The organism is Nonomuraea sp. NPDC003560 (assembly GCF_042878785.1).
Taxonomy (GTDB): Bacteria; Actinomycetota; Actinomycetes; order Streptosporangiales; family Streptosporangiaceae; genus Nonomuraea.
The window spans coordinates 39,692-65,973 of record NZ_JBIAOF010000014.1 but is presented as its reverse complement, the minus strand read 5'-3'; the positions used below and the strand labels follow the sequence as shown (position 1 = coordinate 65,973).

At 70.2% G+C, this 26,282-nt stretch carries 29 protein-coding genes; 16 read left to right on the top strand and 13 right to left on the bottom strand.

Going from position 1 to position 26,282, the window contains the following annotated elements:
• Positions 1 to 32: 32 nt before the first annotated feature.
• From ACFYUV_RS41675 to ACFYUV_RS41665, 3 genes are all read right to left on the bottom strand, one after another.
• Positions 33 to 593 carry a DUF6461 domain-containing protein gene (locus tag ACFYUV_RS41675; RefSeq protein ID WP_387679300.1) on the bottom strand — a complete coding sequence of 187 codons (561 nt, stop codon included), beginning with the start codon at positions 591 to 593 and terminating at the stop codon, positions 33 to 35.
• A 99-nt stretch (positions 594 to 692) separates the two neighbouring features.
• The gene (locus ACFYUV_RS41670; protein WP_387679297.1) at positions 693 to 1,721 is read right to left on the bottom strand and encodes a hypothetical protein; all 1,029 of its coding nucleotides are present in this window, start codon (positions 1,719 to 1,721) and stop codon (positions 693 to 695) included.
• 469 nt (positions 1,722 to 2,190) lie between these two features.
• Entirely contained in the window at positions 2,191 to 2,859 is a 669-nt protein-coding gene (locus ACFYUV_RS41665) for a hypothetical protein (protein WP_387679294.1), read from the bottom strand.
• A gap of 346 nt (positions 2,860 to 3,205) precedes the next feature.
• Here ACFYUV_RS41665 and ACFYUV_RS41660 point away from each other — a divergent pair, with 346 nt between their 5' ends.
• A complete protein-coding gene (locus ACFYUV_RS41660; RefSeq protein ID WP_387679290.1) occupies positions 3,206 to 3,709 on the top strand; it encodes a hypothetical protein in 504 nt (167 codons plus the stop codon).
• Between the two features lie 15 nt (positions 3,710 to 3,724).
• Here the strand turns inward: ACFYUV_RS41660 and ACFYUV_RS41655 are convergent, their stop codons facing one another.
• Genes ACFYUV_RS41655 through ACFYUV_RS41645 form a run of 3 tightly spaced genes read right to left on the bottom strand, consistent with a single transcriptional unit; the run spans position 3,725 to position 6,044 of the window.
• The gene (locus tag ACFYUV_RS41655) at positions 3,725 to 4,429 is read right to left on the bottom strand and encodes a class I SAM-dependent methyltransferase (protein WP_387679287.1); all 705 of its coding nucleotides are present in this window, start codon (positions 4,427 to 4,429) and stop codon (positions 3,725 to 3,727) included.
• Positions 4,430 to 4,469: 40 nt separating this feature from the next.
• A complete protein-coding gene (locus tag ACFYUV_RS41650) occupies positions 4,470 to 5,240 on the bottom strand; it encodes an arylamine N-acetyltransferase (protein WP_387679285.1) in 771 nt (256 codons plus the stop codon).
• A 54-nt stretch (positions 5,241 to 5,294) separates the two neighbouring features.
• Positions 5,295 to 6,044, bottom strand: a complete 750-nt coding sequence (locus ACFYUV_RS41645; RefSeq protein WP_387679282.1) for a class I SAM-dependent methyltransferase — start codon at positions 6,042 to 6,044, stop codon at positions 5,295 to 5,297.
• A gap of 71 nt (positions 6,045 to 6,115) precedes the next feature.
• On the opposite strand from ACFYUV_RS41645, the gene ACFYUV_RS41640 reads away from it, so the two are divergent.
• On the top strand, positions 6,116 to 6,685 hold the full coding sequence (locus tag ACFYUV_RS41640) for a CGNR zinc finger domain-containing protein (protein WP_352355400.1): 570 nt from the start codon (positions 6,116 to 6,118) through the stop codon (positions 6,683 to 6,685).
• 16 nt (positions 6,686 to 6,701) lie between these two features.
• On the opposite strand, the gene ACFYUV_RS41635 is transcribed toward ACFYUV_RS41640, so the two are convergent.
• Both ACFYUV_RS41635 and ACFYUV_RS41630 read right to left on the bottom strand, forming a co-directional pair.
• The gene (locus tag ACFYUV_RS41635; protein ID WP_387679279.1) at positions 6,702 to 7,643 is read right to left on the bottom strand and encodes a D-2-hydroxyacid dehydrogenase family protein; all 942 of its coding nucleotides are present in this window, start codon (positions 7,641 to 7,643) and stop codon (positions 6,702 to 6,704) included.
• Positions 7,644 to 7,956: 313 nt separating this feature from the next.
• Entirely contained in the window at positions 7,957 to 8,349 is a 393-nt protein-coding gene (locus ACFYUV_RS41630; protein WP_387679276.1) for a hypothetical protein, read from the bottom strand.
• A gap of 271 nt (positions 8,350 to 8,620) precedes the next feature.
• Between ACFYUV_RS41630 and ACFYUV_RS41625 the strand changes: the two genes are divergently transcribed.
• The 8 genes from ACFYUV_RS41625 to ACFYUV_RS41590 all read left to right on the top strand — a co-directional run bounded on the left by ACFYUV_RS41625 (position 8,621) and on the right by ACFYUV_RS41590 (position 15,906).
• The gene (locus ACFYUV_RS41625; RefSeq protein ID WP_387679273.1) at positions 8,621 to 10,477 is read left to right on the top strand and encodes a glycosyltransferase family 2 protein; all 1,857 of its coding nucleotides are present in this window, start codon (positions 8,621 to 8,623) and stop codon (positions 10,475 to 10,477) included.
• Between the two features lie 74 nt (positions 10,478 to 10,551).
• On the top strand, positions 10,552 to 11,559 hold the full coding sequence (locus ACFYUV_RS41620; protein WP_387679270.1) for an energy-coupling factor ABC transporter permease: 1,008 nt from the start codon (positions 10,552 to 10,554) through the stop codon (positions 11,557 to 11,559).
• A 23-nt stretch (positions 11,560 to 11,582) separates the two neighbouring features.
• Positions 11,583 to 12,338 carry a cobalt ECF transporter T component CbiQ gene (gene cbiQ, locus ACFYUV_RS41615; protein WP_387679267.1) on the top strand — a complete coding sequence of 252 codons (756 nt, stop codon included), beginning with the start codon at positions 11,583 to 11,585 and terminating at the stop codon, positions 12,336 to 12,338.
• Positions 12,332 to 13,069 (top strand): ABC transporter ATP-binding protein, encoded by a 738-nt coding sequence (locus ACFYUV_RS41610; RefSeq protein ID WP_358289230.1) that lies wholly within the window; start codon positions 12,332 to 12,334, stop codon positions 13,067 to 13,069. The genes cbiQ and ACFYUV_RS41610 overlap by 7 nt, the downstream gene beginning before the upstream one ends.
• 173 nt (positions 13,070 to 13,242) lie before the next feature.
• A complete protein-coding gene (locus ACFYUV_RS41605) occupies positions 13,243 to 13,581 on the top strand; it encodes an STAS domain-containing protein (RefSeq protein ID WP_138689510.1) in 339 nt (112 codons plus the stop codon).
• Positions 13,582 to 13,629: 48 nt separating this feature from the next.
• Positions 13,630 to 14,403 (top strand): SDR family NAD(P)-dependent oxidoreductase, encoded by a 774-nt coding sequence (locus tag ACFYUV_RS41600; protein ID WP_352322296.1) that lies wholly within the window; start codon positions 13,630 to 13,632, stop codon positions 14,401 to 14,403.
• 6 nt (positions 14,404 to 14,409) lie between these two features.
• On the top strand, positions 14,410 to 15,174 hold the full coding sequence (locus ACFYUV_RS41595) for a crotonase/enoyl-CoA hydratase family protein (RefSeq protein WP_387679263.1): 765 nt from the start codon (positions 14,410 to 14,412) through the stop codon (positions 15,172 to 15,174).
• A 111-nt stretch (positions 15,175 to 15,285) separates the two neighbouring features.
• On the top strand, positions 15,286 to 15,906 hold the full coding sequence (locus ACFYUV_RS41590) for a rhomboid family intramembrane serine protease (RefSeq protein WP_387679260.1): 621 nt from the start codon (positions 15,286 to 15,288) through the stop codon (positions 15,904 to 15,906).
• A gap of 3 nt (positions 15,907 to 15,909) precedes the next feature.
• On the opposite strand, the gene ACFYUV_RS41585 is transcribed toward ACFYUV_RS41590, so the two are convergent.
• Positions 15,910 to 16,488 carry a TIGR00645 family protein gene (locus ACFYUV_RS41585; protein ID WP_358289220.1) on the bottom strand — a complete coding sequence of 193 codons (579 nt, stop codon included), beginning with the start codon at positions 16,486 to 16,488 and terminating at the stop codon, positions 15,910 to 15,912.
• Between the two features lie 38 nt (positions 16,489 to 16,526).
• Here ACFYUV_RS41585 and ACFYUV_RS41580 point away from each other — a divergent pair, with 38 nt between their 5' ends.
• Complete coding sequence (locus ACFYUV_RS41580; RefSeq protein ID WP_387679257.1) at positions 16,527 to 16,898, top strand: BlaI/MecI/CopY family transcriptional regulator; 372 nt, start codon at positions 16,527 to 16,529, stop codon at positions 16,896 to 16,898.
• Here ACFYUV_RS41580 and serC read toward each other — a convergent pair.
• Positions 16,895 to 18,004 (bottom strand): phosphoserine transaminase, encoded by a 1,110-nt coding sequence (serC, locus tag ACFYUV_RS41575; protein WP_352322287.1) that lies wholly within the window; start codon positions 18,002 to 18,004, stop codon positions 16,895 to 16,897. The two genes, ACFYUV_RS41580 and serC, sit on opposite strands and share 4 nt — an antisense overlap.
• Positions 18,005 to 18,114: 110 nt before the next feature.
• Positions 18,115 to 19,221, bottom strand: coding sequence for a citrate synthase 2 (locus ACFYUV_RS41570; RefSeq protein ID WP_352322285.1), 1,107 nt, complete (start codon positions 19,219 to 19,221; stop codon positions 18,115 to 18,117).
• A gap of 202 nt (positions 19,222 to 19,423) precedes the next feature.
• Between ACFYUV_RS41570 and pdxH the strand changes: the two genes are divergently transcribed.
• Positions 19,424 to 20,101 (top strand): pyridoxamine 5'-phosphate oxidase, encoded by a 678-nt coding sequence (gene pdxH, locus ACFYUV_RS41565; protein WP_358289213.1) that lies wholly within the window; start codon positions 19,424 to 19,426, stop codon positions 20,099 to 20,101.
• 10 nt (positions 20,102 to 20,111) lie between these two features.
• Positions 20,112 to 21,398, top strand: a complete 1,287-nt coding sequence (locus ACFYUV_RS41560; protein ID WP_387679252.1) for an MFS transporter — start codon at positions 20,112 to 20,114, stop codon at positions 21,396 to 21,398.
• Here ACFYUV_RS41560 and ACFYUV_RS41555 read toward each other — a convergent pair.
• Positions 21,344 to 21,967, bottom strand: a complete 624-nt coding sequence (locus ACFYUV_RS41555) for a UdgX family uracil-DNA binding protein (RefSeq protein ID WP_387679249.1) — start codon at positions 21,965 to 21,967, stop codon at positions 21,344 to 21,346. The two genes, ACFYUV_RS41560 and ACFYUV_RS41555, sit on opposite strands and share 55 nt — an antisense overlap.
• Before the next feature lie 102 nt (positions 21,968 to 22,069).
• Here ACFYUV_RS41555 and ACFYUV_RS41550 point away from each other — a divergent pair, with 102 nt between their 5' ends.
• The 3 genes from ACFYUV_RS41550 (at position 22,070) to ACFYUV_RS41540 (ending at position 25,920) form a co-directional block, all read left to right on the top strand.
• On the top strand, positions 22,070 to 22,774 hold the full coding sequence (locus tag ACFYUV_RS41550) for a metal-dependent transcriptional regulator (RefSeq protein WP_352322278.1): 705 nt from the start codon (positions 22,070 to 22,072) through the stop codon (positions 22,772 to 22,774).
• 123 nt (positions 22,775 to 22,897) lie between these two features.
• Entirely contained in the window at positions 22,898 to 25,120 is a 2,223-nt protein-coding gene (locus tag ACFYUV_RS41545) for a SpoIIE family protein phosphatase (RefSeq protein ID WP_364326275.1), read from the top strand.
• Positions 25,117 to 25,920: an alpha/beta fold hydrolase gene (locus ACFYUV_RS41540; RefSeq protein ID WP_387679246.1), complete on the top strand. Its 804-nt coding sequence runs from the start codon at positions 25,117 to 25,119 to the stop codon at positions 25,918 to 25,920. The genes ACFYUV_RS41545 and ACFYUV_RS41540 overlap by 4 nt, the downstream gene beginning before the upstream one ends.
• On the opposite strand, the gene ACFYUV_RS41535 is transcribed toward ACFYUV_RS41540, so the two are convergent.
• Positions 25,917 to 26,279 (bottom strand): MarR family winged helix-turn-helix transcriptional regulator, encoded by a 363-nt coding sequence (locus ACFYUV_RS41535; RefSeq protein ID WP_387679243.1) that lies wholly within the window; start codon positions 26,277 to 26,279, stop codon positions 25,917 to 25,919. The genes ACFYUV_RS41540 and ACFYUV_RS41535 overlap by 4 nt on opposite strands.
• Positions 26,280 to 26,282: the final 3 nt, after the last annotated feature.

Here is a 26,282-nt window from a genome sequence, read left to right as displayed (position 1 = left end):
GATCTGGCATTTCACGCTGGGGTCGTTGGACGTCAGGGCTTGGTCGTAGGTGGGAGAGCGCCCCATCTGAACGTGGAGCTCTTCAGCAGGTGCTCCGTCGTCCTGATGCCGGTCAGGTGCTCGACGAGCAGAAAGGCGGGGCCTTCGTAGAGCCGGGGACGGGACGGGTAGAGCCTGTCGATCTCCTCCATGGTGTCCACGAGTTCGGCGGGCGTTTCCGTCAGGAAGCCGTCGTCGCCGCCCCAGCCGAATCTGATCTCGCCGTCCTCGCACCAGTAGAAGTAGTCGAGGCCCTTGACGCCGAGTGCGGCCTGGGAGACGAGGCGGGTGCCCGTGGACAGCTCGGTGATCAGGTCTTCGCAGGTGCCGAGCCAGTCGGGCTCGGAGAGGAACGTCCAGTCGCCGATGGAGGTGACGCCGACAGGGCCCCTGGGGTCCGGATCTTCGAAGAAGGGGCCCGGGGTGAAGTCCTCCCAGCGGCCGCCGAGGCGCGCGATCACCTGTTCGGGCGTGGCACGCACGTAGATGAAGCTGTAGCACTCCTCGGCGTATTCGCCGCGCAGCCAGGAGACATCGGGGGGTTGCAAGGACACGTCGTCATGCTGGCAGTCGGCACCGACAGGAAAGGCTCTGTCGTCGGGAGGCGGCCGGCGGTGGGCTCGCCTACGGAAACTTCCGCGCAGGAACGTCGGTCAGCAGCCCTGCCCGGGGATGGCGGCCAGATCCATGACCGTGTATCGCTTGCGAGCGTCGTCCCGCCAGAACAACAGCGGGCTGCCGGAGAGGGAACCGCCGACCTGAACGGTCAACTCACCTTCGGCCGGCTTGCCCGCTTTCGGCCGGAGCGCAGCGGACCTGTCGGCGCAGCGGTCGTAGATCACGCTGCCGTTCTCCAACGTCCCGACGCGGGCTGTGGATATGGAGGAACCCTCGCCGATGACCTTCGGCGGATCGAAGAACCCGAACCTGTCGTGGAAGAGAGGGTCTCTGCGGAACCCGCCGGGGACGATGCTGCGCCGTGAGCCGTCCCGGCGTTGCACGATCACTTCAGTCAGCCGGCCGGCGGCGCGGGCGACGCCGCTGACACACCAGTCGGGTCCGCAGCGCCGGTCGGTGCCGTCGACCTTTTCGGCGGAGCGTTTCTCGCCGGTGACGAGGTTGGTGACGGTGTTCCTGCCGTCGTGCGCCCAAGGCCAGGTGGAGACGTGGCCGGAGCCCATCAGGGCCGGAGTTCCGCCGGTGAGGGGGACGCGGTGGACGGAGCCTCCCCGGTCGTCCCACCAGACGATCTGGTCGCCCGCGATCTCCAGGCGGTACATCCGACCGTCCCGGACTCCGGGCCGGTCGGGGTCGGGCGCGACGAGGGCCACGAAGCGGATGTGACCGCCGGTGATCGGCATCGTCCACAGTTGCAACTCGGGGCTCGTGCGGTCCGGATGGCGGACTGCGGCGATCCACACGATCTGCGAATCGCTGACGGTCACGTTCTCGATCCGGTGATAGTGAGCTGCGCTTTCGGGGATGGTCCCCAAGATTTTGTGCCTGCCGGTCCGCCGGTCGTAGTTCACCAGGATCGGCCGGTGCTCGTTCGGGTCGGCCATCAGCACCTCGTGCCTGCTGAGCATCGCCAGTGGCCGAACGTCGCGGGTGTCGCTGAACCAGCGTGGCGCCGAGAAGAACGCCTCGGGCCAGACGTCCTCGGCCGCAGGCAGGTCCGGCACCGGAGGAAGGGCAGTCGGTCGTGACGCCGATTGCGAGATATGCGTCGAGCAGCCGCCTGTACCGGCGGTGAGCAGGGCCCCTAATGCGATGATCAGCAGCCTCGAATATGCGGAACGTCTCACCTCTTCTCAGACGTCGGTGCCGAAAAGTAAGTTCCCGTTCGCGAGCCGTGAAAGGTGCGTCAATGAACGCGGGGGATGTCACCGAAACGACCGTCGGGGGAGCGTTGGGTAACTGATTCCCCCTGAGGGCCGACATGCATTTCCGGAAGTTCGCAGGCATGGGCGGGGTCGTCGATTAGCCGGGCGAGGAACAATTCCAGGCCGGAGAAGGTCGCCGAGTGGCTGAGTGAACGGATCGCCGTACTGGAGGCTCCGAGCTGGCGGAGCGGATCGGCGGGGCTGCGGCGGCAGCCCCGCCTCGGCATGCGGGCGGCGGGCCGGTGACGCCGGGCCACGTGCCAGGTGGTCAGAAGGGGCCGGGCTCCGGGTAGCCGGCCTTGATGACGGCCCTGCGGGTCTTCGGGGTGAGCTTCTTCTCGTTGATGACCTTGCCGGGCGCCGGTGCGGTGATCTGCACCTTGGCGCCCCAGCCCGAGAAGCTGGTGTCGGTGTGGAAGGCCATCTGGCCGTAGTCGTCCTCGTCCGAGGACGGGGTCGAGTCGACGACTGTGCGGGTGAGCAGGTTGTTCTTGTCGAAGTACAGGTGGAACTCGACGCTGCCTTCGGCCGCCTTGTTGTGCCGGTAGGCGGCGAGGGTGGAGGTGCCCTGGTATTCGCCGGGCGCCACCTCGGAGGAGTGATCCAGCATGAACTTCAGGTCGGCAGGGGTGGCGCCCATGTCGAGGATGGAGTTCTCGCGCTCACTGGTCCGCGAGCCGATCCAGGAGCGGCCGGCGGGCAACGCCTTGGCGATGCCGGGGTTGGTCACGTAGGCGTTCCTGCCTTCGGCCACGACCCGGTAGGGAGGTTCGAACTCCTTCTGGCGGGACGTCATGCGGACGCGGAGGTCGGCGGCCGCCACCTTTCCCTTGCCGAACGCCAGCGTGCCGGTGGTGCGGGTCTTCACCTCCACCTGCATGGCCTGGCCGTCGACGGTGAAATCCAGGGTGATGCTGCTTGATTCGGTGATCTTCACGCCCTTGCCTGGTAGTAGTTGGGCTTTCAGGGCTTTCACCGCGTCCGCGGGGGCGGCCTGCGCGGTCGCCGGAGATGCGGCCTGAGCGGGCAAGGCTGCCGCGCACACGACTGCGGCCGTGGTCGCGAGGCCCGCGAAGAGAAGCTTCATCAGTGTCCTTCATTTCGTGGATATAGCAGGGAAAAGAGTAAGAGAAAGGTGTCGGCCGGACGGACGATATCTCGTAACGATCGGGTGCCGACTGGTGATTTCGAGGATGGAAAAAGGGCGGCCCTCGCGTCCGCTCTCGTCACGCGCGGAGGGTTCCTTGGGTGTCAGGGACAGGGCATGGGGAGCGATTGCCGTTGTGCTGGCTCTGGGAACGGTTTATGCGACCAGCGTTCCCGGCTGGCATTTCATGTGGTTGATGGCCATCGGTGTCGGCTGGGTGTTGTTCGGGGTTCCTTGGCTTGTCGTGCTCGGTGGCGCTCTGCTCCGGAGGGACCGGGCGGTCGAGTTACGCCGTCACTGGCGGTCCTGGGTCGTGCCGCCCTTGGCCGCGGCTCTGGCAGGGGCACTGGTCTACGTCGGCGCGCCGGTCAGGGTGCGGTTCGAGTTGTCGCGGGGCAGTCTTGAGCACCTCGCGCAGACCGTGTCAGACGGGACGCCGCCCGAGGAGCGGCGATGGGTCGGGCTCTATCCCGTCAAGTACCTGGAAGGCTCCCGCGGAGCCTTCGGGTTCATGATCGAGGACGCGGGTTTCTTCGGCAGTTACGGATTCGCCTGGAGCTCGAACGGTGAGCCGGACATCGACGCGCCGGGTTCCTACCGCCACTTCGACGGACGCTGGTACGTCTGGAGCGACGACTGAGGCCCGCCCGGGAGATCAGGCGCGTCGCCAGGCCAGGAGGCCGTCGGGGGCGGCGGCGCGGACGTAACCCGCGCTCACGAGTTCGTCCCGCAGGACCTCCCAGGCGGGACGGTAGGCGTGCCCGACGAGTTCTTCCTCGCTGAGCACTTCGTCGCCCCGGGTGATCCGGTAGAGGTAGCGGCACGTGGCGCGTTCGTCGTCCGACTCGGTGATCTCGGACGAGACCGTGTACGTGTGGCGGCCCACCCGGCGGGAGTCCAGGTGCCGCATGGGACGCGGCTTCGGCGGACCGCCGTCGCGCCAGGTGAGCACGAGAAGCCCGCCGGGCTCCAGCCGGTCGGCCAGGACGGGCCAGAGCCGCCTGCGGTAACCGGGCTCCAGGGCGTACAACACGTTGATCATCACCATGGCCTCGACCGGCTCGTCGAGGTCGAGGCCCATGGCGTCGCAGGGCAGCACGGTGACCCGTGCGAGCAGGTCGGGCCGTTCGGCCAGGCGGGAGAGCAGGATCGCCCGCATCGTGGCCGAGGGTTCCAGCGCGAAGATCTCTGCGGGCGTGCACTCGGCCAGGGACGTGGTGATCAGGCCGGTTCCCGCGCCCACCTCCAGGACGCTGCGGCGAACCCCGGCCAGGAGGGACGGCAATTTCTCGCGCACGCCCGGTACGTGGCTGTGCACGGCGAGCAGATCGTAGAAGACGGGAGAGATGTAGTCGGCCATGATCGGCCACCGTAGTGCAGCCGGTGTGACGTCCCCCGGGTCAGGCTCCCGCCGCCGGCGCCCGGTCGAGCGTCACGCCGAAGTGCTCACGGTACGCCGGAAGCAGCTCGTTCTCGTTCAGGATGCGTTCGGCGCGCTCGCCCTGCCGGGTGACGATCAGCTTGCGCCCGCTGATCGTGGTGCGCCCCTCCGCCGTGCGGATCGAGCACACCGGCGACCTGGTGAAGTGCGAGTCCGGCGAGGTCGCCTGCCACCAGCAGGTCGGCACGAAGTCGGCCAGCTCGTACGGCCGCGCGGTGAGCCGGTAGGCGGGTTCGCCGTTGTGCGACACGTCGAGATCGCCGTGCTCCCCGGGAGCGGGGACGATCTGGAACACCCCCGCGCCGTCCTTCTGCTCGCCGCGCTCGTCGATCCGCAGCGGCTCGTCGGCGAAGTCGCCGAAGCCGACGTCCACCAGCCAGGGCTCGTCGAGGTCGACGCGGAGCGCGAGGTGGTCGAACAGCGGCCCTGGCCGGCCGCCGCCGAACACCCGCGCCGCGAGCAGGGTCACCCGGTAGCCGAGCGCGGTGAGCAGCGCGGCGAACAGGCCGTTCTGCTCGTAACAGAAGCCGCCGCGGCGGCGGGCGACGAGCTTGTCGAACAGGGCGTCGGGAGCGAGGGAGATCGGCTCGCCGAGGTGGATGCTCAGGTTCTCGAACGGCACCGCCCGCAGGTGCGCGAGCTGCAGGGCCCGCAGGCCGTGGACGTCCGGCGGCACCGGCCGGGACGCTCCGAATCTGTCCAGGTAGCGGGTGACTTGCGACTCGTCCATGACCTACAGGAAACCACGTCTCGCCCGCCTGCGCCCGCCGGATGGCGGCGTGGGTCAGCTTCGCACGGCGCACAGCAGGCGGTTGTTCCCGCGCTGCCACAACGTGCCGATCTCGCCGAACCCGGCCTTGGTCAGCGCGCCGACGTGCTGCTCGACCAAGTGGGACTCCGAGCCGTGATGGGAGGCGCCGGCCGTGCTGCGCTCCTGGTTGAGGTCGGCGAAGGCGGGGTCGGCGGCGATGGCGTCCCACCAGGCGCGCCAGTCCTCGGGCCGGCGGTCGCCGAAGACGCGGTCGGTCTCGCGCTGGTGCACGGCGTGCTCCAGCCGGGCCAGGGTGGGGGAGGAGGAGTCCATGTGGTCGCCGTTGAGCAGGATCCCGCCGGGGCGCAGCACGCCGGCCAGCTCGGCGTACGTCTCCTGAAGCTCCTCGGGCGAGATCCAGTGCAGCGCGGTGGTGCTGACGGCGGCGTCGGCCGGACGGTCGAGACCGAGCGCCCTGGTCCACCCGCCGGTGCGCAGGTCGGCCGAGACGAACCGCAGCCCCGGGTAGGCGGCCCGCCCGAGCCCCAGGAGCAGCGGGTCGGCGTCGACGGCGATCACGGTGGCCGCGGGCAGGCGTTCGAGCAGCCGGGCGGACAACGACCCCGGCCCGCACCCCAGATCGATGACCACGGGGTCCGGCCGGCCCAGCGCCTCGACCGCGTCGATCAGCGCGGTGAAGCGGGCCTCCCGGTCGGGCAGATAGCCCTCCTGCTGACGGTCCCAACGCTCGATCCATGCCAGCGCGGCTTCCTGAGTGAGCATCAGATCTCCCTGTAACTGTCGTCTAAGATTTGAGCAGTCACAACTTAGAACGCAAAGGTGTAACCGGTCAAGTGGATTACAACAGTCACACAGATGCGATCGTCCGGGTCGCGGTGGCGCTGGTCAACGCGCTGACCCCGGGCGAGCAGCGCGGGCGCGAGTTCCCCGTCCCCGACGACCTCGCCGCGGCCGCCTCTGGCGCGCTGGGCAGCGTCTATTCCGGCCACCGCGGGATCGGCGCGGCCGACGCCGCCGAGCTGGCCGAGGTCGCGGCCCGGCTGCGCGTGGTGTTCCGCGCGGTGGCGGACGGCGACGTCGACGCCGCCGCCATGGCCACGAACGCGCTGCTGGAGGAGAGCAGGGCCAGGCCGATGCTCGAACGCCACGACGGCGAGCCGTGGCACCTGCACTTCCACGGCCCCGGCGGCTCGGTGGCGGGCGACTGGGCGGCGAGCTGCTCGACCGGGCTCGCGATCGTGCTCGGCAGCGAGTTCAGCGACCGGCTCGGCGTCTGCACCGCCCCCCATTGCGACCGCGTCTACGTGGACGTCTCCCGCAACGGCACCCGCCGCTTCTGCTCCACGGCCTGCCAGAACCGCGTCAAGACCGCCGCCTTCCGGGCCAGGACGAAGGCGGAGTGAGCCGTGGTGAGCCGGGTCAGCCCAGGACGCGGATCGGCGCGCCGGCCAGGAACGCGTCGATGTCCTGCACGGCGTCGCGGAAGTAGGTCTCGTAGTTGCCGCCGGTGACGTACCCGAGATGCGGCGTGGCCAGCACGTTGGGCAGTCTGCGCAGCTCGTGCCCGGCGGGCAGCGGCTCGGTCTCGAACACGTCGAGCCCGGCCCCCGCGATCAGCCCCTCGCGCAGCGCCGACGCCAGCGCGGCCTGGTCGACGATGGCCGCCCGCGAGGTGTTGACCAGGTAGGCGCTGGGCCGCATCAACGCCAGCTCACGCGCGCCGACCAGCCCGCGGGTGCGCTCGCTCAGCACGAGATGGACGGAGACGACGTCGGACTCGGCGAACAGCTCCTCCTTGGCGACCGCCCGAACGCCCAGCTCGCCGGCGCGCGCCGCGGTCAGGTTCTGGCTCCAGGCGATGACCTCCATGCCGAACGCCTGCCCGATGCGGGCCATCTGCGCCCCGATCTTGCCGAGGCCGAGCAGCCCGAGGGTGCCGCCGTGCAGGTCCATGCCGACGGTGCTCTGCCACGGGCCGTCGGAGCGCATCGCCGTGGCCTCGGGCACCAGGTGGCGGGCCAGGCCCAGGATGAGCGCCCAGGTCAGCTCGGCCGGCGGGGTGGAGGCGCTGCCGGTGCCGCACACCGTGACCCCGCGGGCGCGGGCGGCGTCGAGGTCGACGGAGGCGTTGCGCATGCCCGTGGTGATCAGCAGGCGCAGCCGGGGCAGCCGCTCGAACAGCTCCGCGCCGAACGGAGTGCGTTCCCGCATGAGGACCACGATCTCGAAGTCCGCCAGGGCCGCCACCAGCTCGTCCTGGCTGGTGAAGTGGGCCCGGAAGCTCGTGGCCCGGACCCGCGACCAGTCGGCCAGCCCGAGGGCCACGCCCTGGTAGTCGTCGAGGACGGCGCAGCGCAGCATGATCCGTGATCCTACGCCGCGGCCCCCTGCTCCAGCTCCCCGGCGGGGCCGGGGAGCTGGAGCCCGTTCATTCGGCGGCTAGCCTTTCCGCCTCTTCGTGCAGCGCCGCGACCAGGATCAGCTCCAGGTTGAGCTCCTCCAGGTCCGGCGACGCCAGACCGTCAAGGACGCGCATGGTGGGCCTCCCTGAACAAAAGACGTCTCAGGTGTCACATAGGTTCACATCTATTTGAAACGTTCTCAGGGGAGGCGCGGACCGAAGGGAGGGGGAGTCATTCCGTCGAGGGCTCCGGGAATTGTCCCGGACAAATCATCAAGCGACTCCCGACAGGCCGGAATCGCGGTTCAACTCGATGTCCATCTGCATCGCCAGAATCTCCTGCCGCTCCTGGTTGATCCTGCGGCAGATCGTGACATATGCGGTCAGCACCTTGGAGTAGGAAGCCCGGGCCTCCTCCAGCTGGCCGCGCAGACGTTCGATGCGGTCGGGGTCGGCGAACTCCTCGGCCTCGGCCTCGGCCAGCAGCGCGCGGGCCTCGTCGACGATCTCCTCGGCCCGCAGTCGCGTACGTCGCAGCATCGCCGAGCACTGGAAGAGCTCCGTCAGGCGCGCCGATGAACGAGCGAACTCGGCCTTGCCCATACCCGTGCCGCCCGCCCGATGCCAGCGAAGATTCGATGCCATTACCGCCACCTCCCCGGTCAAGGTTGCCTAACTGTAGACGTGTGTACCCCGCCGGAGGATGACCTGAGACGCCCACGGAGTACGTCCCTGATCCCGGCGGAGAGTTTTCTTCCTCTGACAGGTCGAGGATTTTCCCCTGAAACTCATTCGGTCCCTGGTGAATGTGCTGATTAGAGCCATCTGTGGGGTCTATCCGAAGAATGCAACGAATCGCCGGGGTCGGCAAATAGGTGACTCCAAGACGGCCGATCGCCCCCCGCGGCGACGGGCGTTCGTCACATACTGAAACGACATGGCGGCGCAACGTGACTCCGAGGTGACGGCAGTGGTGGCGATGTCGGCGGCGGGCAACAACGACGAGACGGTCGACGTCAGCGTCGTCATCCCGGTGCACAACTGCCGTCCCTATCTGGACAGGTGCCTCACCTCGGCGCTCGTGCAGCGGGTGAAGAAGGAGATCATCGTCGTCGACGACGGCTCCACCGACGGCGGCGCCGAGCTCCTCGACCTCTATGCCACCTACCACCAGTCCAGCGTCAAGGTCGTGCACATCGAGGGGTCGGGCGGCGCCGGCCGGCCGCGCAACGTCGGCCTCGCCCACGCCACCGGCCGGTACGTCTTCTTCTGCGACGCCGACGACCACCTCGGCCCCGAGGCGCTGGAACGCATGGTCGCCATGGCCGACAGGAACGGCTCCGACATCGTGCTCGGCAAGATCGTGGGCCACGGCAGGCGGGCCCCGGCCTCGATGTTCCAGCAGAACGCCGAGCGCCTGACCCTCGCCGACAGCAACGTCTACAACAGCCTGAGCTGCTTCAAGCTGTTCAGGCGGGAGATGGTCGAGCGCCACGGCATCCGCTTCGCCGAGGACATGCTGGTCGGCGAGGACATCATGTTCACCGTGCACGCCTACTGCCACGCCGGCGTGATCTCGGTGGTCGCCGACTACGACTGCTACCACCTGGTCTCCAGGTCCGACGGCAGCAGCATCATGCAGCAGGCGGGCAGCCGCGACCCGATCGCCTGGCTGACCATGATCCGGCGGCCCATCCGGCTCATGGCCCGGCACGTCGAGCCCGGCCCGCTGCGCGACCACCTGCTGCGCCGGCACTTCAGGCTCGACGCCTTCAGCCAGCTCGGCACGGTGTTCCTGGAGAGCGACGACGTGCGCCGCAAGGAGATCGCCCAGGAGGTCGCCGCGCTGTGCGACGAGTGGTTCACCCCCGGCGTGCACGCCCGGCTCAACACCATCGACAAGCAGCGCGTGGCCGCGCTCGGCGACGTCGACCGCCTGGTCCGGCTGGCCCGCATCGAGAGCGCCACCGTGCGGCGGCGGCTGACCGGGCTGCGCTGGGAGGAGGACCACCTGGTGGTGAGCGGCACGGCCGGGCTGGAGGGCATCAGCCAGGACGACGGCGTGGCCCTGGTGCTGCGCCCCCGCAACGATCCGCACGGCGAGCTCGTCGTCCCGGCCGAGCGGCAGGGGGCGGAGTTCACCGCCCGGGTGGAGGCCGCCGCGCTCGCCTCCGGCGTCTGGGATCTGCGGGTGGCGGTCGAGCTGGAGGGGGTGGTGCGCCACGGCCGGCTGGGCGCCGACCGGGACAACGGCGTCACCCGGCCGCAGCCCCGCCTGATCGGCGGCGTGGTGACCCTGCCGTACTTCACCAGGGACAACGGCAACCTGAGCATCGACGTCGGCGGCCATGTCGTCGCCGTGCCCGGCACCGTCCGGCTGGAGCGGACCAGGTGGGGGCTGGGCCACCGGCTGGTCGTGCACGGCGAGGTCAGCGTGGCCGGGCAGGTGCCCGAGTGCGCGGCGATCAGGCAGATCGTCTGGCGCGAACGGCGTACCGGCCGCGAGCGCGCCGAGCGCGTGACGCCGCTGCCCGGGGGCGGCTTCGCGGCCCGGCCGGCGGTGGGCCGGCTCCCGCCCGGCACCTGGGACGCCTACCTGGAGCTCGACCTCGGCGGGCCGCCCGCGCTGTTCAGGATCGAGACCGACGCCGCCACGGTCGCCGGCCCGCGCAGGTGGCGGGGCGCGGCGTTGCTGCGCAGCGTGCGGCCGTACGCGACCTCGGGGAAGGGACGGCTGAGCACGGTCGTGCACCGGCTGACGCCGCGAACGATCCTCAGGAAGCTCCTTCAGTAATTGCCACCTATGTGCAGGTGCAAGGTGATGCTCTAAAGTGAGGAGGATTTGTTCGTCCTTCTGGAGGCGTTGCCGTGCACGTACCCGATGGCTTCTTCAACGCAGCTACATCCGTCTCCGCCGGAGCGGTGGCGGCCGCCGGGGTAGCGGTCTGCCTGCGGGGCGCCCGTCGCGAGCTGGACGACCGGACCGCGCCCATGGCGGGGCTCGTGGCGGCCTTCATCTTCGCGGTCCAGATGCTGAACTTCCCCGTCGCGGCGGGCACCAGCGGCCACCTGCTGGGCGGCGCGCTGGCGGCGATACTCGTGGGGCCCTACACAGGGGTGCTGTGCATGGCCGTGGTGCTCCTGGTGCAGGCCGTGTTCTTCGCCGACGGCGGGCTGACCGCGCTGGGCGTCAACATCACCATCATGGGCATCGTCACCGTGCTGGTCGGGTGGGGCGTCTTCCGGCTGGTCACCGCGATGGCCAGGGGCCGGGGCGGGGTGACGCTCGGGGCCTTCCTCGGGGCGCTGATCTCGGTGCCGGCCTCGGCGCTGGTGTTCTCCGTGCTGTTCTGGATCGGCGGCACCGCGCCCATCGAGGTGTCGGCCGTGGCCGCGGCCATGGGCGGCGTGCACGTGCTGATCGGCATCGGCGAGGCGCTGATCACCGCCACCACCGTCGCCGCCGTGCTGGCCGTCCGGCCCGACCTGGTGTACGGCGCCCGCGGGCTGGCCAAGCCGCTGGTGCTCAAGGGGGCCGACGGCGCCACCACGACCGTGGACGAGCCGGCGCCGGCGGCCCGGCCGGGCGCGCTCAAGCCGTTCCTGCTGGGCGGGATCGGGCTGACCCTGGTGCTGGCCGGCGTGGTGTCCTTCTTCGCCGCCTCCGACCCCGACGGGCTGGAGGCCGTGGCCGAGAACAAGGGCTTCAGCGGCCAGGCGGCCGACCACGCGTTCGGGTCGTGGGCGCTGGCCGACTACGGTGAGGTGGGCGGCATCCCGGTCGGCGTGGCCGGGATCGTCGGCGTCGGGCTCGTGCTGCTCATCGCCGGCGCCGTGGCGTTCGCCGCGCGCAGCCGTACGAACGTAGGGGTCTGATCTGTGAGAGACGGTGAGTGACGGTGGGCGCGGGGCATCGGCACGATCTCTACCTGCCGGGTGACTCCCTCGTCCACCGGCTGCCGCCGCAGTGCAAGCTGCTGGCCGTCTTCGTCTTCGCCGTCGTCGTGGTGGCCACGCCGCGGGAGCGCTTCTGGGCGTTCGCGGTCTACGCGGCGCTGCTCGGGGGCGTCGCGCTGGCCGCGCGGGTGCCGGTCGGGCACGTGCTGCGGCGGATGGTGATCGAGCTGCCGTTCGTGCTGTTCGCGTTCCTGATCCCGGTGATCGGGATGGGCGAGCGCACGACGGTGCTCGGCGTCTCGCTGAGCGTGCCGGGGTTGTGGGCGGCCTGGAACATCCTGGTCAAGGCCACGCTCGGGGTGATCGCCTCGATCCTGCTCGCGGCCACCACCGAGCCGCGGGTCATCCTCGTCGGGGCGCAGCGGCTGCGGCTGCCGAGCCTGCTGGTGCAGATCGCCATGTTCATGCTCAGGTACATGGACGTGATCCTGGAGGAGATGCGGCGGATGCGGGTGGCCCGCGAGTCGCGCGGGTTCGAGGCGCGCAACTTCCGGCAGATCCCGGTGATCGCGCGTTCGGCCGGCGCGCTGTTCATCCGTTCGTACGAGCGGGGCGAGCGGGTGCATCTGGCGATGCTGAGTCGCGGCTACGCTGGACGGATGCCGATAATTCAAGATATTTCGGCATCCATCGGGCAGTGGGCGGCGGCGCTCGCCCTGCCCGTCGTGGCACTCGCGGTTCTGGGGCTCTCATGGTGAACTCTCTGGAGGTCAGTGACCTGGCCTACGCCTACCCCGACGGCACTCAGGCGCTGTTCGGCGTGAACCTGGCGATCGGCCGCGGTGAGCGGGTGGCGCTGCTCGGCCCCAACGGCGCCGGCAAGACGACCCTCGTCATGCATCTCAACGGCATCCTCACCGCCGGGCACGGCAGCGTGGCCGTGGGCGGCGTCCCGGTGCGCAAGGACACGCTCAAGGAGATCAGGCAGCGCGTCGGCCTGGTCTTCCAGGACCCCGACGACCAGCTCTTCATGCCCACGGTCCGGGACGACGTCGCCTTCGGCCCGGCCAACGCCGGCCTCAAGGGCGCCGAGCTCGACCGGGTGGTCCGCGACGCGCTCGACCGGGTCGGCATGCTGGAGGCCGCCGACCGGCCGCCGCACCACCTGTCGTTCGGCCAGCGGCGCCGGGTGGCGGTGGCCACGGTGCTGGCGATGCGGCCGGAGATCCTGGTGCTCGACGAGCCGTCCTCCAACCTTGACCCGGCCGCGCGCAGGGAGCTGGCCGAGATCCTGCGTTCGCTGGATGTGACGGTGCTCATGGTCACCCACGACCTGCCGTACGCGCTGGAGTTGTGCGAGCGCTCGCTGATCCTGTCGGGAGGCGTGATCGCCGCCGACGGGCCCACGCGCGAGCTGCTGGCCGACGCCGAGCTGCTGGCCGGGCACCGCCTGGAACTCCCGTACGGCTTCGCCGTCCCGGCCGGGTGAGGCAACCTGGTCCCCAGGTCGCGGGCCGGGCGGCCGGCTGGGTAAGAACCCTCAGCGCCGCGTCCAGCGCGTGATTAGTCCGGTCTAGTCCTTCTGTATCCGGCTCTTCGTAGTTTGTGCATGCCCGCTATCCGGGGATGTCGAAGTACAGTGGCTCATCGAGGAGGGGCCAAATGAAGCTGCGGCTTGCGCGACACGCCCTGGGTGACGCCGTGGTGGTGGCCGTTGAGGGAGAGCTCGATCTGTTCACCGCACCGTTCCTCCGCGACGAGGTCCGCGACGCCATCAAGCAGGACAGCGCCAGGCTCGTGCTCGACCTGCAGCAGCTGTCGTTCATGGACTCCAGCGGTCTTTCGGTGCTGATCGAGGCCTGGCGGCTGGCCACGGGAGAGGGAGGCGGGGTGTCCCTCGCCGCGCCCCAGGCGCCCGTGGCGCGCATCCTGCGGACCACGGGGCTCGACCGGCGGATCAAGGTGTACTCCGACGTCGACAGCGCCGTGGGCGGAATTTAACCGGCCCCGAGTAGAACTTCATTCGGTTGGCGCGTTAAGGTCCGGGATATGGACGTCAACGGATCTGCAGCAATCATCTCCGGCGGTGCCAGCGGCCTCGGTGAGGCGACGGCCCGCGAGCTCGCCCGCGCGGGCGCCACCGTGGTCATCGCCGACCTCAACGAGGAGCGCGGCAAGGCCGTCGCCGACGAGCTCGGCGGCGTCTTCGTCAGGACGGACGTGTCGGACGACGATCAGGTGCAGGCGGCCGTCGACGCGGCCGTGGCCACGGGCAAGCCGCTGCGCGTCGTGGTCAACAGCGCGGGCATCGGCTGGGCCGAGCGCACGGTCAACCGCGAGGGCAAGCCGCACAATCCGGCCACGTACCGCAAGGTGATCGAGGTCAACCTGATCGGCACCTTCAACCTCATGCGCATCGCCGCGGCCGCCATCGCCGCCACCGAGCCGGTCGACGCCGACGGCCAGCGCGGCGTGGTCATCAACACGGCCTCCGTCGCCGCCCTGGAGGGCCAGACGGGCCAGCTCGCCTACTCGGCCTCCAAGGGCGGCATCGTGGGCATGACCGTCCCCGCCGCGCGCGACCTGGCGGCCATCGGCGTACGCGTGAACACGATCTGCCCCGGCATCATCGACACCCCCATCTACGGCTTCTCCGGCAACGCCGAGGAGTTCAAGGCCAAGCTCGTGGCCCCCGTGGTCTTCCCCAAGCGCATGGGCCGGGCCGACGAGTTCGCCCACCTGGTGCACTCGCTCGTCCAGAACGACTACATGAACGCCGAGGTCGTGCGCTTCGACGGCGGCATCCGCTTCCAGCCCAAGTGAGGTCCCGTGTCTGACGAAGTGCTCGTCGAGGAGTCCGGCAACGTCGCGGTCATCACCATCAACCGGCCGAAGGCGCGCAACGCGATCAACGGCGCGGTGGCCCGGGGGATCGCCGAGGCGCTGGACACCTTCGACGCCCGCCCCGAGATCTCGGCGTACGTGCTGACCGGCGCCGGGGGCACGTTCTGCGCGGGCATGGACCTCAAGGGGTTCCTGTCCGGGGACGTCCCGGTGGTCGAGGGGCGCGGCTTCGGCGGCATCGCCGAGGCGCCGCCCAAGAAGCCGCTGGTGGCCGCGGTCGAGGGGTACGCCCTGGCGGGCGGCTTCGAGCTGGCCCTGTCCTGCGACGTCATCGTGGCCTCGTCGGAGTCCACGTTCGGGCTGCCCGAGCCGAAGCGCGGGCTGGTGGCCGGCGCGGGCGGGATCATGCGGCTGCCGCGGCGGATCCCGTACCACGTTGCCATGGAGATCGCCCTGACCGGCGACCACTACCCCGCCTCCCGCCTGTACGAGCTGGGCCTGGTCAACCGGATCACCGAGCCGGGGGCCGCCCTGGGGGGCGCGCTGGAGCTGGCCCGCAAGATCGCCGCCAACGCGCCCCTGGCGCTCGCGGCGACCAAGAAGGTGATCATCGAGTCCCAGGACTGGCCCCTGGAGGAGATGTTCAAGAAGCAGGGCGCGATCATCAACCCGGTGTTCGGCTCCAAGGACGCCATGGAGGGCGCGGCGGCCTTCGCCGAGAAGCGCGCCCCCCAGTGGAAGGGCGAGTAACCCTCACCCGTACGCCGGCCCCTTCCGCACGTCCGGAAGGGGCCGCGTCAACGCGCGTGCGTGACCTTTCCTGCGTACGGTAAAGGGAGGAGACCACCACCAGGAGAGCGCATGAGCGACCATTCGGGTTCCAGGTTCGAGTCGGCCAGGCGCGGCGCCGGCACCTTCCTGTCGAGCGCGATCAAGGCGATCGTCATCCTCGGGTCCATGCTCGCCGTGATGTGGGTCCTGGAGGGCGTCGACTACGTGATGGGCGGCGCGCTCGACTCCTACGGCATCGCGGGCTGGGACGCCGACGGCCTGGTGGGCATCCTGTTCGCGCCGTTCCTGCACGGCGGCTTCGGCCACCTCATGGCCAACTCGCTGCCGCTGCTGGTGCTGGGCTTCCTGGCGGCGGTGCGCGACATCCGCAAGTTCCTCTGGGCCACGCTGCTGATCGTGCTGATCGGCGGCCTCGGCACGTGGGTGTCCAGCCCCGGCGTGATCACGATCGGCGCGAGCGGCCTGGTCTTCGGCTACTTCGGCTTCGTGCTGGCCCGCGGCCTGTTCGACCGCCGCCTGGTGGACGTCCTGATCGGCATCGGCGTGGGCGTGGCCTACTACTCGATCCTGTGGGGCCTGCTCCCCAACCAGCAGGGCATCTCGTGGCAGGGCCACCTGTTCGGGCTCCTGGGCGGCGTGGTGGCCGCCTGGGTGCTGCGCCGCAGGAAAGAGCTGCCGGCCCGCTTCTGAGCCCTACAGGTGCGGCTTGGTGCGCTCGGCCGGTGAGCCGGCGAGCATGCGGTCGATGAGCGCCAGGCCGATCGCCGAGGCCACGAACGCCAGGTGGATGATCGTCTGCCACATGATCTTGTCGTTGGGCACGTCACGGGCCCGGATGAACGTCTGCAGCAGGTGCACCGACGAGATGCCCACGATGGCCGTGGCCAGCTTGACCTTCAGCACGTTGGCGTTGACGTGGGAGAGCCATTCGGGCTCGTCGGGATGGTCGTTGAGGTTGATGCGCGAGACGAACGTCTCGTAGCCGCCGATGATCACCATGATCAGCAGGTTGGAGATCATGACGACGTCGATCAGCGCCAGGACCGTCAGCATGACGACGACCTCGGCCGACGTGCCGTCGCCGGTCGCCGGGTGCAGGAAGACGCTGCTGAGCAGGTGCCACAGCTCGGTCATGAACTGCCAGACGTACACCGCCTGCGCCACGATGAGGCCCAGGTAGAGCGGGACCTGCAGCCAGCGGCTGGCGAACATGAGGTAGCCGAGGCTGCGGGGCAGCGCTCGCCCCTGGCCGATCGGGGGCTGTTCGGGCAAGAATGTTTCCTACTGATCGAGCCGGAGGACTGGTTGAGTTGGCGAACCTGGGATCCCTGGAACGCGCGATCATGAACGTGCTGTGGGATGCCGGCAAGGCCATGCGCGTGCGGGAGCTCCTGGACAGCCTCAACGAGGACCGCGACCTGGCGTACACGACCGTGCAGACCGTCGCCGAGCGGCTGGTGCGCAAGGGGCTGCTGGTGCGCACGCCGGCGCGCAACGCCTTCCGCTACGCGGCCGCCTGCTCAAGGGCCGAGCACGTCAGCCGCCTGATGCTGGAGGCCCTCGCCGTCAGCACCGACAGGCTGCCGGTGCTGACGAGGTTCGCGCAGAGCGTCGAGGAGGCGGACGCCCTGGCGCTCCTGGACGAGCTGACCCGCCGGACGGGCCGGCGGGTGACGGGCTAGAGGCGCTCGACCACGTGGTCGACGCAGACCGTCAGCGCCTCGACGTCGGACGGCTCGATGGCCGGGAACATCGCGATGCGGAGCTGGTTGCGGCCCAGCTTGCGGTAGGGCTCGGTGTCGACGATGCCGTTGGCGCGCAGCACCTTGGCCACCTCGGCGGCGTCGACGTCGTCGTTGAAGTCGATCGTGCCGACCACCTGCGAGCGGAACTGCGGGGCGGCGAACGGCGTGGCGTAGGACGACTTCTCGGCCCAGGTGTACAGGCGCTGGCTGGACTCGGCGGTGCGGGCGGTGGTCCAGGCCAGGCCGCCGTTGCCGTTCATCCAGTCGAGCTGGTCGGCCAGCAGGAACAGCGTGGCCACGGCGGGCGTGTTGTAGGTCTGGTCCTTGCCGGAGTTGTCGATCGCGATCGGCAGGCTGAAGAACTCGGGCACGTACCGGCCGGAGGCGGCGATCTCCTCGACCCTGGCCAGGGCGCGCGGCGACATGATCGCGATCCACAGGCCGCCGTCGGAGGCGAAGCTCTTCTGCGGGGCGAAGTAGTAGACGTCGGTCTCGGCGATGTCGACCGGCAGGCCGCCCGCGCCGGAGGTGGCGTCGACCAGCACCAGCGAGTCGTCGCCGCCCACGCGGGAGATCGGCATGGCGACGCCGGTCGAGGTCTCGTTGTGGGTGAGGGCGTAGACGTCGACGCCGTCCTCGGCCACCGCGGTGGGGTGGGTGCCGACGTCGGACTTGATCACGCTCGGGTCGGCCAGCCACGGCGCCTTCTTGGCGACGGCGGCGAACTTCGAGGAGAACTCGCCGAACGACAGGTGCTGGGACTTCTCCCTGATCAGCCCGAAGGCCGCGATGTCCCAGAACGCGGTGGTGCCGCCGTTGCCCAGCACGACCTGGTAGCCCTCGGGCAGCGAGAACAGGTCGGCGAGGCCGGAGCGCACGCGGCCGACCAGGTTCTTGACCGGCTTCTGGCGGTGGGAGGTGCCCATGAGGCTCGCGCCGGAGGCGGCGAGCGCGGCCAGTTGCTCGGTGCGAACCTTCGAGGGCCCGCAGCCGAAACGGCCGTCGGCGGGCTTGATGTCAGCGGGAATCACGATGTCAGCCACGTGCCAAGCGTACTGAGGCCGTCCGGGTGACGTCGCACGGGTCCGCCGAATGAGACGCGGAACGGCCCGCCCTTGAGCGGGCGGGCCGTTCATGACACGGGTGAAACGTGTCAGATCGTGCCGACAACCTCGGAGGCGCCGGGGACGTCGCTCAGCGGGCGCGAGGCCGGGCCGATGTAGTTGGCGCTCGGACGCACCAGCCGGCCCGTGAGCTTCTGCTCCAGGATGTGCGCGGCCCAGCCGGCCGTGCGGGCGCAGGTGAACATCGAGGTGAACATGTGCGAGGGCACCTCGGCGAAGTCCAGCACCACGGCCGCCCAGTACTCGACGTTGGTGGCGAGCACCCGGTCGGGCTTGCGGGCGTGCAGCTCCTCCAGGGCGGCCTGCTCCAGCGCCGCCGCGACCTCGTAGCGGGGCGCGTCGAGCTCCTTGGCGGTGCGGCGCAGCACGCGGGCGCGCGGGTCCTCCGCGCGGTAGACGCGGTGGCCGAAGCCCATGAGCCGGTTGCCCTTGTCGAGCTCGCTCTGGACGTACTTCTTGGCGTCGCCCAGCTGCTCCACGCCTTCGATCATGTGAAGCACGCGGGCGGGGGCGCCGCCGTGCAGCGGGCCCGACATCGCGCCCACGGCGCCGGAGAGCGCCGCGGCCACGTCGGCGCCGGTGGAGGCGATGACGCGGGCGGTGAACGTGGACGCGTTCATGCCGTGCTCGGCGGCCGAGGTCCAGTAGGCGTCGATGGCCTTGACGTGCTTGGGATCAGGCTCACCGCGCCAGCGGATCATGAAGCGTTCGACGATGGTCTTCGCCTCGTCGACCCGGCTCTGCGGCACCATCGGCAGGCCGAGGCCGCGCGCGGACTGCGCGACGAAGGAGAGCGCCATCACGGAGGCGCGCGCGAGCTGGTCGCGGGCCTCCTCGTCACTGATGTCGAGCAGGGGCTTGAAGCCATAGGCCGGAGCCAGCATGGCCAGCGCGCTCTGCACGTCTACGCGGATGTCACCGGAGTGGACAGGGATGGGGTACGGCTCCGCCGGGGGCAGGCCCGGCTGGAACTTGTTGTCGACCAGCAGGCCCCAAACGTGCCCGAACGGGACACGGCCGACCAGCTCCTCGATGTCGACGCCCCGGTATCGAAGGGCGCCCCCTTCTTTGTCCGGTTCCGCGATCTCGGTCTCGAAAGCTACGACGCCTTCGAGGCCGGGTTTGAAGTCGGACATGCTCGGCCGCCTCCCTTTCTTGCCATGTAACGGCAATGCCTTGATGTCGAGATACCGGCGGGTCAATTTAACCCCCTCCCAGGTCATGGTCGGTCTCGGGACCCGCCGAAACGTCAAACCCGCTGGTAGGGAGCCTGCTGTGGGCACGTGTCCCGTGACCTGCGTCAGGCCGCCGAACGCGCCCTAGCGTGGGATCTGCCACATGAGCGCGCAAGAATACCGTCTCGTGGATGCCACCCCGCGCCCGCCCCTGCTGGCGGCGCTACGCCGAACGTACGAGGGCGAGCCGTTGCTCGAGACCGACCTCGCGTCCGACCCCGTCGCGCAGTTCACCGTCTGGTTCCAGGACGCGCTCGACGCCGGCCTGCCCGAACCCAACGCCATGGTCCTCGCCACCGCCTCCGCGGGCGGCCGGCCTAGCGCCAGGACGGTCCTGCTCAAGGGCTACGACGAGAACGGCTTCGTCTTCTACACCAACTACGAGTCCCGCAAAGGCCGCGACCTGGCCGAGAACGGACGCGCCTCGCTGCTGTTCCCCTGGCACGCCATCCGCCGCCAGATCCGCATCGAGGGCACCGTCGCCCGCATCTCCCACCAGGAGTCGGCCGACTACTACAACTCCCGCCCGTACGGCTCCCGCATCGGGGCCTGGGCCTCGCGGCAGTCGGCGGTCGTACGCTCGCGCGAGGAGCTCGACGAGCGCTACGAGGAGCTGTCCGCCCGCTGGCCGGAGGATCCGCCGGTGCCCGACTTCTGGGGCGGCTTCCGGGTGACGCCGACCGAGGTGGAGTTCTGGCAGGGACAGCTCGACCGGATGCACGACAGGCTGCGCTACCGGCGCACCCGACCCGGTTGGGCTTTGGAGAGACTTGCACCTTAAATTGCCTTAGGTGGCATTCGGGGAACTGGTCAAACGTCATCTTGTGGACACAAGGCCGCTGGCCGTGCCCGCGTACCGGCGGATCTGGTCCGGCCAGGCCGTCTCGAACGTGGGCGTCGCCGTCACCGTCGTGGCGGTCGGCCAGCAGGTCTACGACCTGACCCACTCCTCGCTCTGGGTGGGCCTGCTCGGCATGGCCAACCTCGTCCCGCTGCTGGTCTTCGGGCTGTGGGGCGGGGCCGTCGCCGACGCCTTCGACCGGCGCAGGCTGCTCGTCATCGGCTCGCTCATCACCTGGGCGGCCACCCTGGTCATCCTGGCGCAGGCCCTGCTCGGGCTGGGCAACGTACACCTGATCTTCGCGGCGACGGCGGTCAACGCCACCGGGTTCGCGATCACCGGCCCGACCAGGGGATCGGTGATCCCGCGCATCCTCGACCCCGAGCTGGTGCCGGCCGCCAACGCGCTCAACTCGCTGGTCTACAGCCTCGGCGCGGTCGTCGGCCCGATGCTCGGCGGCGTGCTGCTGGCCACCGGCGGCGACCACCCCAACTACGCCGCCGCCTACGCGGTCGACGCCCTGCTGTTCAGCGGTGGCCTCTACGCGGCCCTCAGGCTGCCCACCCTGCCCCCGCTGGGCGAGGTGACACGTCCGGGAGCCCGGGCGGTCTGGGAGGGCCTCAGCTTCATCGCCAGGAGCCCGGTGCTGCTGATGTCGTTCGTCGTGGACATCATCGCGATGGTGTTCGCCATGCCGCGCGCCCTCTACCCCGAGCTGGCCGCCGATCGGTTCGGCGGCTCGATGACCGCGCTCGGCTGGGTGACCTCCGCGATGGCGATCGGCTCGGTCGCCGGCGCGCTGTTCTCCGGCTGGGTGGGCCGGATCTCGCGGCAGGGCGTCGCGCTCGTGCTGGCCATCGCCATGTGGGGGCTCGCCGTCGCGGCCGCGGGGCTGGTGCGCGAGCTGTGGCTGGTCGTGGCGTTCATGGCGGTCGGCGGCGTGGCCGACGTGATCTCGTCGGTGTGGCGGCAGTCGATCCTGCAGCTCTACGCCCCCGACGAGATGCGCGGGCGGATGCAGGGCGTGTTCATGGTGGTCGTGGCGGGCGGCCCGCGCCTCGGCGACCTGCGCGCCGGCGCGACCGCGACCGCCTTCGGGCTCACCGGCGCCTGGGTGGGCGGGGGACTGGCGTGCGCGGTCACCGTGCTCGTCGTCGGCCTGTCGGTGGCCGGGTTCCGCAATTACCGCTCCGACACCCGCGCCGCGGCCCTGAGGTCGGAGACGAAGCCCGCGTAGGCCGCGTCCCTGTCGGGCGCGCGCAGCACCGCCGAGGGGTGGATCGTGGCCACCGCGAGCGCGTCGCCGAGCGGCACCGGCTCGCCTCTGTGCTCGGTCAGCCGGAACGCCCTGCCCAGCAGCGACCTGGCCGCCGTCGCGCCGAGCACCACGACCACGTCGGGACGTACCAGCTCCAGCTCCGCGCCGAGCCACGGCCGGCACGCCTCGATCTCGGCGACCGTCGGCTTCTGATGAATCCTTCTCTTCCCCCTGGGAGTAAAGGAGAAATGCTTGACAGCGTTCGTCAGATAAACCGCGTCCCGTTCGATTCCGGCTTCCTCCAGGCCCCGATCCAGCACGCGTCCAGAAGGCCCCACGAACGGATGACCCTCGCGGTCCTCGCGATCACCCGGCTGCTCGCCCACCAGCATGAAACGGGCCTGCTCGGGGCCCTCGCCGAACACCGTCCGGGTGGCCTTCGCGTACAGGTCGCAGCCCTCGCAGCGGGCGGCCGCCGTGCGCAGGGAGCCGAGGTCGCGCCGGGCGGGAAGGAACTCGGCCGCTCCGTTGTTGCCGTCCTTAACCATCGTCGGTCGTTCTCCCAATAGGGTTCCTGATGACTTCTGTGCCCGTAGCGGACGGGCTCAGTCCCCGCCACGACCGGCGTAGCATTTCAGTTGGGAGGAGCCTTGACCGCACACGGCCTGATCGACACGACGGAGATGTATCTCCGTACGATTTATGAGCTCGAAGAGGAGGGCATCGTCCCCCTTCGCGCCCGCATCGCGGAGCGCCTCCAGCAGAGCGGCCCCACCGTGAGCCAGACCGTCGCCCGCATGGAGCGCGACGGCCTCGTCCGCGTCGAGGGCGACCGGCATCTGTCGATGACCGACCTGGGCCGCACGCTGGCCACCCGCGTGATGCGCAAGCACCGCCTGGCCGAATGCCTGCTCACCCAGGTCATCGGCCTTCCCTGGGAAGAGGTGCACATCGAGGCGTGCCGGTGGGAGCACGTCATGTCCGAGTCGGTCGAGGCGCGGCTGGTGACGCTGCTCGACAACCCCACGGTCTGCCCGCACGGAAACCCCATCCCGGGGCTGGCCGAGCTGGGGGCGCAGGAGGTGACCGAGGGCGCGGCCAACGTCCTGACCTCGATGTCCGAGGCCGCCGGGCCGCGTGACATCCCGGTCGTGGTGCGCCGGATCAGCGAACAAGTGCAAAGCGATCCTGCTGTGATGCTTAAACTCAAGCAAGTTGGGATACAACCCGGACGCGAGGTGACGCTCGCGGCGAGCGACGACGGTGTGCGGGTGACAGGTGACGGTGACGCGAACGACACTCCCGCGGAGCTTCCGCGTGACGTTGCCGCGCACGTTTTTGTCTCCAAGCGCTGACGCGCGCGCAGCCACTTGGTTGAATCCCTCTTGGGAGGCCCTCCACTCTCCCCTGGCCAAGACAGTTGCAGGAGCACCCGTGGTCCGCTGTGCGCACAAGCCACCCCAAGGAGTGGTCTCCGGATGAAGCGATGGGGGGATCTGTCACAAGAAACGGCTGATCACCTTGGTGCCGGGTCCGTTCTGGACCACGCCGAAATGGCAGTGGTCGTGACAGACCGCTTCAGCAATCTCCTCTACTGGAATCCCTTCGCCGAGCAGCTGTTCGGCCGTCCCGGCAACGCGCCGGCGCGTGACGCGTCCGTCCTGTCCCTCGGGATCATGGAGAAGGACCACCCGCTGGCGATCGAGCTGGCCAAGCACGTGCTCAAGGGCGGCGTGTGGGAGGGCACGTTCGACGTCAGGCGCGGCGACGGCACGATCGTCTACGTCCGCGCCCAGGCCGTGCCGCTGCGCCACCCGTCCGGGTCGGTCACCGGCATCGTCATCCTGGCCCGCGAGGCCCTGCGCAGCAACGAACGCGAGAAAGACCGTTTCGGGCTCCTCGAACGCATCGGCGAGCGGCTGGCCGGCTCCCTCTACGTCGAGGAGACGCTCAAGCGGGTGGCCGAGATGCTCGTGCCGCAGTTCGCCGACCACTGCTTCATCGAGCTCATGGAGGGCGACCGGCTGGTCCGCCGGGTCTCGGAGCACGTCCAGGGCTGGACCCCGCCCGCCGGCACGTGGAAGCCGGTGGGCGCGGAGATCCGCTACCCCTCCGGCCACTACGCCGACACCGCGCTGCGCCGCCAGGAGACCATCCTCGTCGAGGACTTCTCCACCACCAGCTACCCGTCACCGCACGAGGGCAGCGCGCGCCTGGCCAGTGAGATCGGCATGACCTCGGCCATCGTCGCCCCCCTGCTGGTGCGCGGCGAGACGCTGGGCCTGATGTACCTCGGCCTGTCCAACCTGACCGACCGGCGCAGCCCCCACTACGACGCCTTCGACCGCGACTTCGTGGGCGCCATCGCCACCCGCGTGGCCCTCGCGATCGACAACGCGCTGCTGTTCGAGGAGGAGCGCCACACCGCCGAGTCGTTCCAGAAGCACCTGCTGCCCAGGGCGCTGCCCCAGCTCGACGGCCTCGACATCGCGGTGCGCTACTACCCGGCGGCCCCGCTCGCCTCCCACGGCCAGGGCATCCAGACCCAGGTCGGCGGCGACTGGTACGACGTGATCCCGCTCTCGGCCGGCCGGGTCGGCATCGTGATCGGCGACGTCGAGGGCAGGGGCGCCAAGGCCGCGGCCATCATGGGCCAGCTCAGGGCCGCGCTGCGGGCCTTCGCACAAGACGACAAGTCGCCCGCCGACATCCTGGCCAGGCTCGACGAGTGGACCCGCATCATCGCCACCCCCGAGCAGGACGACAACGGCGCCGACGTCAGCATCCCGCCCATCGTCACCTGCCAGTACCTCGTCTACGACGCCTGGTCCCGGCAGCTCTCCTTCGCCAACGCCGGGCACGCGCCGCCGCTGCTGGTGGTCGACGGCCAGTGCCTGGAGATGGACATCGAGGAGGTCGGCCAGCCGCTCGGCGTCCGGGCCAAGGGCCTGCACGCCGACCTGGTCTACAAGGAGGAGACCCGCACCCTCCCGCCGGGCGCGGCGCTGCTGCTCTACACCGACGGCCTGGTCGACCGGCGTCCGGGCCGCGACGGCAGGATGCCGAGCGAGGAGGAGACGCTCGGCGTGCTGTGCGAGAAGCTCGCCAAGATGGCCGACGCCGACGTCGAGCGCATCGCCGACGCCGCCACGATCGCGGTGCCCGGCGAGATCGACGACGACATGGCGATCCTGGTCGTCCGCTCCAGCGACGTCGACCTCGACGTCGAGGAGCGCACCTTCCCGGCCCAGCCGATCATGGTCGGCGAGGCGCGCCGCATGGCCTCCGAGGCGTTCTCCGGCTGGAACGTGCCCGAGGAACGCGCCGAGCTGGCCTGCCTGCTGGTCTCCGAGGTCGTCACCAACGTGGTGCTGCACGCCTCCACCGCCAACTCTCCGCGCCGGGAGCTGGTCGTCGAGGGGCCGCCGCTGCCGTTCGAGGAGTCCTGGGACATGCCGGGCTTCGAGGAGGAGCCGGTCGGCGACAAGGAGTTCACGCTGAGGCTGCGCAGGGGTGAGGAATCGGTCTGGGTCGAGGTCTTCGACCAGGACCTCCGCCTGCCCCGCATCCGCAGCGCCGGGGAGAACGACGAGGGCGGCCGCGGCCTCTACCTGGTCGACCAGCTGGCCAAGCGCTGGGGCTCCCGTCCCACCAGGGAAGGCAAAGCGGTCTGGTTCGAGATTCCCACCCGGAGCAGGTGAGTGGTTCACTGGGCCGCATGGAGCTGGCCTTCGAACGCCGGGGCAGCGGCGAGCCGCTGATCCTCGTCCACGGCATCGGGCACCACTGGCAGGCGTGGTTGCCGGTGATGGACCGGCTGGCCGCCGACCACACGGTGATCGCGATCGACCTGCCCGGTTTCGGGGTGTCGCCGCGGTTGCCCGCGGGCATCCCGTACACCGCGGAGTCGCTGGCGGACGCGGTCGAGTCGTTCTGCGCGCTGCTCGGCATTCGGGAGCCGCACGTGGTGGGCAACTCGCTCGGCGGCTACATCGCGCTCGAACTGGCCTCGCGCGGCGTCGTGCGCGCGGCGACCGCGTTGTCGCCGGCCGGCTTCTGGTCGCGCTCCGAGCTGCTCTACTGCCAGACGACGCTGAAGGCCCTGCGGAACTCGGCGCGCGCGATGTCGCCGGAGCAGGCGGTCAGGGCGGCCGGGAACCCGGTCATGCGAGCGGCGTCGAGCGGGGTGCTGGTGGCCCGTCCGAGCCGGCTCGACCCCGCCGGGCTGGTCGCGGCCACGCAGGCGCTGGCGGGGGCGGCGGGCTTCGACGAGACGCTGGAGTCGTTCGGCGGGCTGATGCCGCCCGCCCCGCCGAAGTCGCCCATCACGATCGCCTGGGGCGAGCGCGACCGGTTGCTGCCGCGCCGCCAGGCCGTGCGCGCGGCGCGCTGGTCGGGGCAGCGGGTCAAGCTGCTCAAGGGCTGCGGGCACGTGCCGATGAGCGACGATCCGGAGCTGGTGGCCCGGGTCGTGCTGGAGGCCGACCGGGCGGCCGCCTAGCGTTCGGCGTTGGCCGCCATACGGCGCAACACCTCGACGGCGGTCTGGTACTCCTGCGCGCTCACGCCCTGCGTGACCTGCTGCCGGAAGCGGGTGACCCGCTCGGAGACGGCCGTGTGCACGGCCCGGCCCTCGTCGGTCAGCCGCCCGTCCGCCAGCCATCCCCTCGACGTCAGGCTCTGTACGGCCTCCTCCACCCCCTCGAACGGCGCCAGCGCGGCGGCGTTCTCCCCTTGGGCGGTGGCGTGGAGAAGCTGCCACTCCCGGCGCGAGGCGCCGTGGGCGGCCAGGGCCTGACCCATCGCGTTCTCCAGCAGGTTGTCGAGGTGCTTCACCCAATATCCGATAGGTCTGTCCATGCA

Excerpts from the sequence above, each read along its gene's own strand:
- ACFYUV_RS41605 (WP_138689510.1), top strand. The coding sequence starts at position 13,243 with ATGAAGCTGCGGCTTGCGCGACACGCCCTGGGTGACGCCGTGGTGGTG.
- ACFYUV_RS41535 (WP_387679243.1), bottom strand. The coding sequence starts at position 26,279 with ATGGACAGACCTATCGGATATTGGGTGAAGCACCTCGACAACCTGCTG.
- ACFYUV_RS41635 (WP_387679279.1), bottom strand. The coding sequence starts at position 7,643 with ATGCTGCGCTGCGCCGTCCTCGACGACTACCAGGGCGTGGCCCTCGGG.
- ACFYUV_RS41610 (WP_358289230.1), top strand. The coding sequence starts at position 12,332 with ATGGTGAACTCTCTGGAGGTCAGTGACCTGGCCTACGCCTACCCCGAC.
- ACFYUV_RS41590 (WP_387679260.1), top strand. The coding sequence starts at position 15,286 with ATGAGCGACCATTCGGGTTCCAGGTTCGAGTCGGCCAGGCGCGGCGCC.
- ACFYUV_RS41645 (WP_387679282.1), bottom strand. The coding sequence starts at position 6,044 with ATGCTCACTCAGGAAGCCGCGCTGGCATGGATCGAGCGTTGGGACCGT.
- ACFYUV_RS41655 (WP_387679287.1), bottom strand. The coding sequence starts at position 4,429 with ATGGCCGACTACATCTCTCCCGTCTTCTACGATCTGCTCGCCGTGCAC.
- ACFYUV_RS41625 (WP_387679273.1), top strand. The coding sequence starts at position 8,621 with ATGGCGGCGCAACGTGACTCCGAGGTGACGGCAGTGGTGGCGATGTCG.
- pdxH (WP_358289213.1), top strand. The coding sequence starts at position 19,424 with ATGAGCGCGCAAGAATACCGTCTCGTGGATGCCACCCCGCGCCCGCCC.
- ACFYUV_RS41570 (WP_352322285.1), bottom strand. The coding sequence starts at position 19,221 with ATGTCCGACTTCAAACCCGGCCTCGAAGGCGTCGTAGCTTTCGAGACC.
- ACFYUV_RS41555 (WP_387679249.1), bottom strand. The coding sequence starts at position 21,967 with ATGGTTAAGGACGGCAACAACGGAGCGGCCGAGTTCCTTCCCGCCCGG.
- ACFYUV_RS41600 (WP_352322296.1), top strand. The coding sequence starts at position 13,630 with ATGGACGTCAACGGATCTGCAGCAATCATCTCCGGCGGTGCCAGCGGC.
- ACFYUV_RS41650 (WP_387679285.1), bottom strand. The coding sequence starts at position 5,240 with ATGGACGAGTCGCAAGTCACCCGCTACCTGGACAGATTCGGAGCGTCC.
- ACFYUV_RS41545 (WP_364326275.1), top strand. The coding sequence starts at position 22,898 with ATGAAGCGATGGGGGGATCTGTCACAAGAAACGGCTGATCACCTTGGT.